Below are 4527 nucleotides of genomic sequence, written 5' to 3'. Positions count from 1 at the left end.
CGCGGTGGTCCCACCTGACCCCATGCCGAACTCAGAAGTGAAACGCCGTAGCGCCGATGGTAGTGTGGGGTCTCCCCATGCGAGAGTAGGGAACTGCCAGGCATCAAATAAGCAGAAGGCCATCCGGAAGGATGGCCTTTTTGCGCTGGTGCGAAAAAAACCATGCCGGATGGCGGTTGCGCCTTATCCGGCCTGCGGGTATGGAGCCACACACGTAGGCCCGGTAAGCGCAGCGCCACCGGGCGATACCGCGCGCACAATCCCCTCATATACGGTAAACTAGCGACGTTTTTGCATCAGGAAAGCAGCTATGAACCATTCCCTAAAACCCTGGAACACCTTCGGCATTGATCATCATGCGAAGCACATTATATGCGCGGAAAACGAACGACAACTACTGAGCGCCTGGCAGCATGCGACCGCAGAAGGTCTGCCAGTTCTTATTCTGGGGGAAGGAAGCAATGTTCTCTTCCTGGAAGATTACGCCGGAACCGTCATCGTTAACCGGATTAAAGGTATCGAGGTTACCGAGTCGGCAGATGCCTGGCATCTTCATGTCGGGGCGGGTGAAAACTGGCATCAATTAGTTTGTTATACGCTGGATAACAACATGCCGGGTCTGGAAAACTTAGCGTTGATCCCTGGCTGCGCCGGTTCATCACCTATTCAAAACATCGGAGCCTATGGCGTCGAGCTTCAACAGGTCTGTGAGTTTGTAGACTGTGTCGAACTGGCGACCGGTAAACACCTGCGTTTATCGGCATCAGAATGTCGTTTTGGCTATCGCGATAGCATCTTTAAACATGAGTATCAGGACAAATTCGCTATTCTGGCCGTGGGTTTCCGCCTGACTAAAGCGTGGAAGCCCGTGCTGACGTACGGCGATCTGACGCGTTTAGATCCGCAGACCGTTACCCCGCGTGACGTTTTTGATTCCGTATGCCATATGCGAATGACAAAACTCCCGGATCCTAAAGTTAACGGCAATGCGGGAAGCTTCTTTAAGAACCCGGTCGTTAATCGCGAGCATGCCGATGCGCTGCTGGCTTTATTCCCCAATGCGCCACATTATCCGCAGCGTAATGGAACCGTAAAACTGGCGGCGGGCTGGCTTATCGACCAGTGTCAGTTGAAAGGCTATAGTCACGGTGGTGCGGCGGTACATCAACAGCAGGCGCTGGTTCTCATCAATCAGAGTAATGCGACCAGTGATGATGTGGTTGGTCTCGCCCATCATGTGCGGGCTCAGGTCGGCAAGAAATTTAATGTCTGGCTGGAGCCTGAAGTGCGATTTATGGGGCCAACGGGCGAAGTGAACGCGGTAGAGGTCATTGCATGAAAGACAACACGGTACCCTTAACGCTGATATCCATCCTTTCTGACGGTGAATTCCATTCCGGCGAACAGTTGGGTGAAAAACTGGGTATGAGCCGGGCGGCGATTAACAAACATATTCAAACCCTACGCGATTGGGGCGTGGATGTGTTTACCGTACCTGGCAAAGGTTACAGCCTGCCAGAGCCAATCCAGTTACTGGAAGAAGAACGCATTCGTCAGCAAATTGAATATGGTAATGTGGCGGTCTTACCGGTTATTGATTCCACCAACCAGTATCTGCTTGATCGCATTCACGGGTTGCATTCTGGCGATGCCTGCGTGGCAGAGTATCAAACCGCAGGACGTGGTCGCCGTGGCCGTAAATGGTTCTCTCCATTCGGGGCAAATCTCTACCTTTCAATGTACTGGCGTCTGGAGCAGGGGCCTGCCGCGGCAATTGGTTTGAGTCTGGTGATTGGCATTGTCATGGCTGAAGTATTGCAGAGCCTGGGTGCCGACCATGTGCGTGTAAAATGGCCGAATGATCTGTACCTTAATGATCGTAAACTTGCCGGTATCCTGGTGGAATTAACCGGAAAAACGGGTGATGCTGCGCAAATTGTCATTGGCGCGGGAATTAATCTTGTCATGCGTAACGTCGAAAATGATGTTATTAATCAAGGCTGGATCAACCTTCAGGAAGCGGGGATCTCCATCGATCGTAATACGCTTGCTGTCCGCCTGATTAAAGAGCTTCGTGATTCGCTACGTCTGTTTGAGCGGGAAGGGCTGACACCGTATCTGACACGCTGGAAAAGACTCGATAACTTTATTGATCGCCCGGTGAAGTTAATTATTGGCGACAAAGAGATCTTCGGTATATCACGTGGAATTGATTCGCAAGGCGCATTATTACTTGAGCAGGATGGAGTGATTAAACCCTGGGTTGGCGGCGAAATTTCGTTGCGTAGCGCAGAATGAAAAAAAGGGAGCCGAGGCTCCCTTTTCTATAAAAGGCTTTATTTTCTTAGACGGACCTGCTCAACCGAGTGATTTGCGCTTTTCGTCAAAATCAGGCTCGCGCGCTCGCGCGTGGGCAAGATGTTTTCCTTAAGATTCACAAGGTTAATCTCATTCCACAAATTAGTCGCTACGTTTATCGCTTCATCTTTTGAAAGCTGCGCATAGTTGTGGAAATAAGAATCCGGATCGGTAAATGCGCCTTCGCGGAATTTCAGGAAGCGGTTGATATACCACGATTGAAGGAGCTTTTCCGGCGCATCAACATATATTGAGAAGTCGACAAAATCGGAAACAAATACATGATGTGGATCGTGTGGATAATCCATCCCGCTTTGCAGAACATTTAATCCCTCAAGAATTAAAATATCCGGGTGCGTAACCGTTTTATCGCCGTCCGGGATGACATCATAAATCAGATGCGAATAGACAGGGGCTGTCACGTCAGGCACGCCGGATTTCAGGTCTGAAACGAATTTCACCAGGCGATGCATATCATAAGATTGCGGGAAGCCTTTCTTCTTCATCAGCCCACGTTCTTTCAGCACCTCATTAGGGTGCAGGAAGCCATCGGTGGTAATCAGCTCTACACGGCGATGCTCAGGCCAGCGGCTCAGTAACGCCTGCAACACGCGTGCGGTGGTGCTTTTCCCCACGGCGACGCTGCCGGCAATACTAATGATATAAGGAATACGTTGCCCATTGGTGCCCAGGAACTGTTCCAGCACAGCCTGGCGACGCAGGTTCGAGCTGATATAGAAGTTGAGCAAACGCGATAAAGGCAAATAGATCTCGGCGACCTCTTCCAGCGACAGATCTTCGTTGATACCTTTCAACCGTTTGATTTCCCCTTCAGTCAGGGTCATCGGCACGGAATCACGAAGTGCAGCCCACTGGCTACGATTAAACTGTAGGTAAGGTGTCATTAACGTTTGCTCTTTTTTTCTCATAAGCATGTTCTGACCGCCGCCTTAGCGAACACACGACGCATCAACATTCAGTTAATCAGGACAATGGGCAGGAGGTTAACACCAGATGGAAGAGAATAAGAAGAAAAAATCTAAATACGTGGCGCTTTCGTGCACAAACGCAACACATTACGACTCTCTTCCGAAGCGTTATTAACCCTCACTTTGAGCGGCAAAAACCGTTAAGGCCGATAGCGCCGTAATTCGGCCATGAAGCGTTGCATTAAAAATACTCACTTTTTGCTCTCATATTCACCACTCTGCCGTGTTTTTACGCAGTTGCGCACAAAATATGAGCAAGAGAACATTTTATGCAAATTTTTAGTTGCATGCTGGCGCAGGTCTCCCTAGAATGCGCGCTACTTGATGCCGACTTAGCTCAGTAGGTAGAGCAACTGACTTGTAATCAGTAGGTCACCAGTTCGATTCCGGTAGTCGGCACCATCAAGTGCCTGGTGGGGTTCCCGAGCGGCCAAAGGGAGCAGACTGTAAATCTGCCGTCATCGACTTCGAAGGTTCGAATCCTTCCCCCACCACCATCTTCGGTTACGCGAAAGCGCAGCCAGAGTCGGAAGCTGTATCCACCGGCTCAAACAGGAGAGTGTTCTTCTCCTTAAACAGAAAGAACTGGGTAGCCGAGTTTCAGGATGCGGGCATCGTATAATGGCTATTACCTCAGCCTTCCAAGCTGATGATGCGGGTTCGATTCCCGCTGCCCGCTCCAGACGTGCTGATATGGCTCAGTTGGTAGAGCGCACCCTTGGTAAGGGTGAGGTCCCCAGTTCGACTCTGGGTATCAGCACCACTTCACTTCTCCTTCCCGTTTCTCTCTGTTTACTTTTAAATGCATTCAACAAGTCGGGCGTGTTGCCTGGTTGATGTGGTGATATCACCGATTTATCCGTGTCTTAGAGGGACAATCGATGTCTAAAGAAAAGTTTGAACGTACAAAACCGCACGTTAACGTCGGTACTATCGGCCACGTTGACCATGGTAAAACAACGCTGACCGCTGCCATCACTACCGTACTGGCTAAAACCTACGGCGGTGCTGCTCGCGCATTCGATCAGATCGATAACGCGCCGGAAGAAAAAGCTCGTGGTATCACCATCAACACTTCCCACGTTGAATATGACACCCCGACTCGCCACTACGCGCACGTAGACTGCCCGGGCCACGCCGACTATGTTAAAAACATGATTACCGGTGCTGCGCAGATGGA

At 50.5% G+C, this 4527-nt stretch carries 4 protein-coding genes, 4 tRNA genes and 1 rRNA gene; 8 read left to right on the top strand and 1 reads right to left on the bottom strand.

Features of this window, described 5'->3' with window-relative positions; all coding sequences use genetic code 11:
* From rrf to birA, 3 genes are all read left to right on the top strand, one after another.
* A 5S ribosomal RNA gene (gene rrf, locus F0Q32_RS25375) occupies window positions 1-102 on the top strand; the annotation flags it as partial.
* 208 nt (window positions 103-310) lie between these two features.
* Window positions 311-1339, top strand: coding sequence for a UDP-N-acetylmuramate dehydrogenase (gene murB / locus F0Q32_RS25370; RefSeq protein ID WP_149465138.1), 1029 nt, complete (start codon window positions 311-313; stop codon window positions 1337-1339).
* Window positions 1336-2298 (top strand): bifunctional biotin--[acetyl-CoA-carboxylase] ligase/biotin operon repressor BirA, encoded by a 963-nt coding sequence (gene birA / locus F0Q32_RS25365; RefSeq protein WP_149465137.1) that lies wholly within the window; start codon window positions 1336-1338, stop codon window positions 2296-2298. The genes murB and birA overlap by 4 nt, the downstream gene beginning before the upstream one ends.
* Window positions 2299-2336: 38 nt before the next feature.
* On the opposite strand, the gene coaA is transcribed toward birA, so the two are convergent.
* Window positions 2337-3287 carry a type I pantothenate kinase gene (coaA, locus tag F0Q32_RS25360; protein ID WP_041686545.1) on the bottom strand — a complete coding sequence of 317 codons (951 nt, stop codon included), beginning with the start codon at window positions 3285-3287 and terminating at the stop codon, window positions 2337-2339.
* 386 nt (window positions 3288-3673) lie between these two features.
* On the opposite strand from coaA, the gene F0Q32_RS25355 reads away from it, so the two are divergent.
* The 5 genes from F0Q32_RS25355 to F0Q32_RS25335 all read left to right on the top strand — a co-directional run.
* A tRNA-Thr gene (locus F0Q32_RS25355) sits at window positions 3674-3749 on the top strand.
* A 10-nt stretch (window positions 3750-3759) separates the two neighbouring features.
* Window positions 3760-3844 (top strand) — tRNA-Tyr (locus F0Q32_RS25350).
* A gap of 110 nt (window positions 3845-3954) precedes the next feature.
* Window positions 3955-4029: transfer RNA gene (locus F0Q32_RS25345), tRNA-Gly, on the top strand.
* A gap of 5 nt (window positions 4030-4034) precedes the next feature.
* A tRNA-Thr gene (locus F0Q32_RS25340) sits at window positions 4035-4110 on the top strand.
* Between the two features lie 118 nt (window positions 4111-4228).
* Window positions 4229-4527 (top strand): GTP-binding protein (locus F0Q32_RS25335; protein ID WP_000031686.1); only part of this gene is annotated, 299 nt, incomplete at its 3' end.

Source organism: Pseudocitrobacter sp. 73, assembly GCF_008369545.1.
Lineage (GTDB): Bacteria > Pseudomonadota > Gammaproteobacteria > Enterobacterales > Enterobacteriaceae > Pseudocitrobacter > Pseudocitrobacter vendiensis.
The sequence above is the reverse complement of the archived record's forward strand: the minus strand, read 5'-3'. Positions and strand labels throughout refer to the sequence as shown.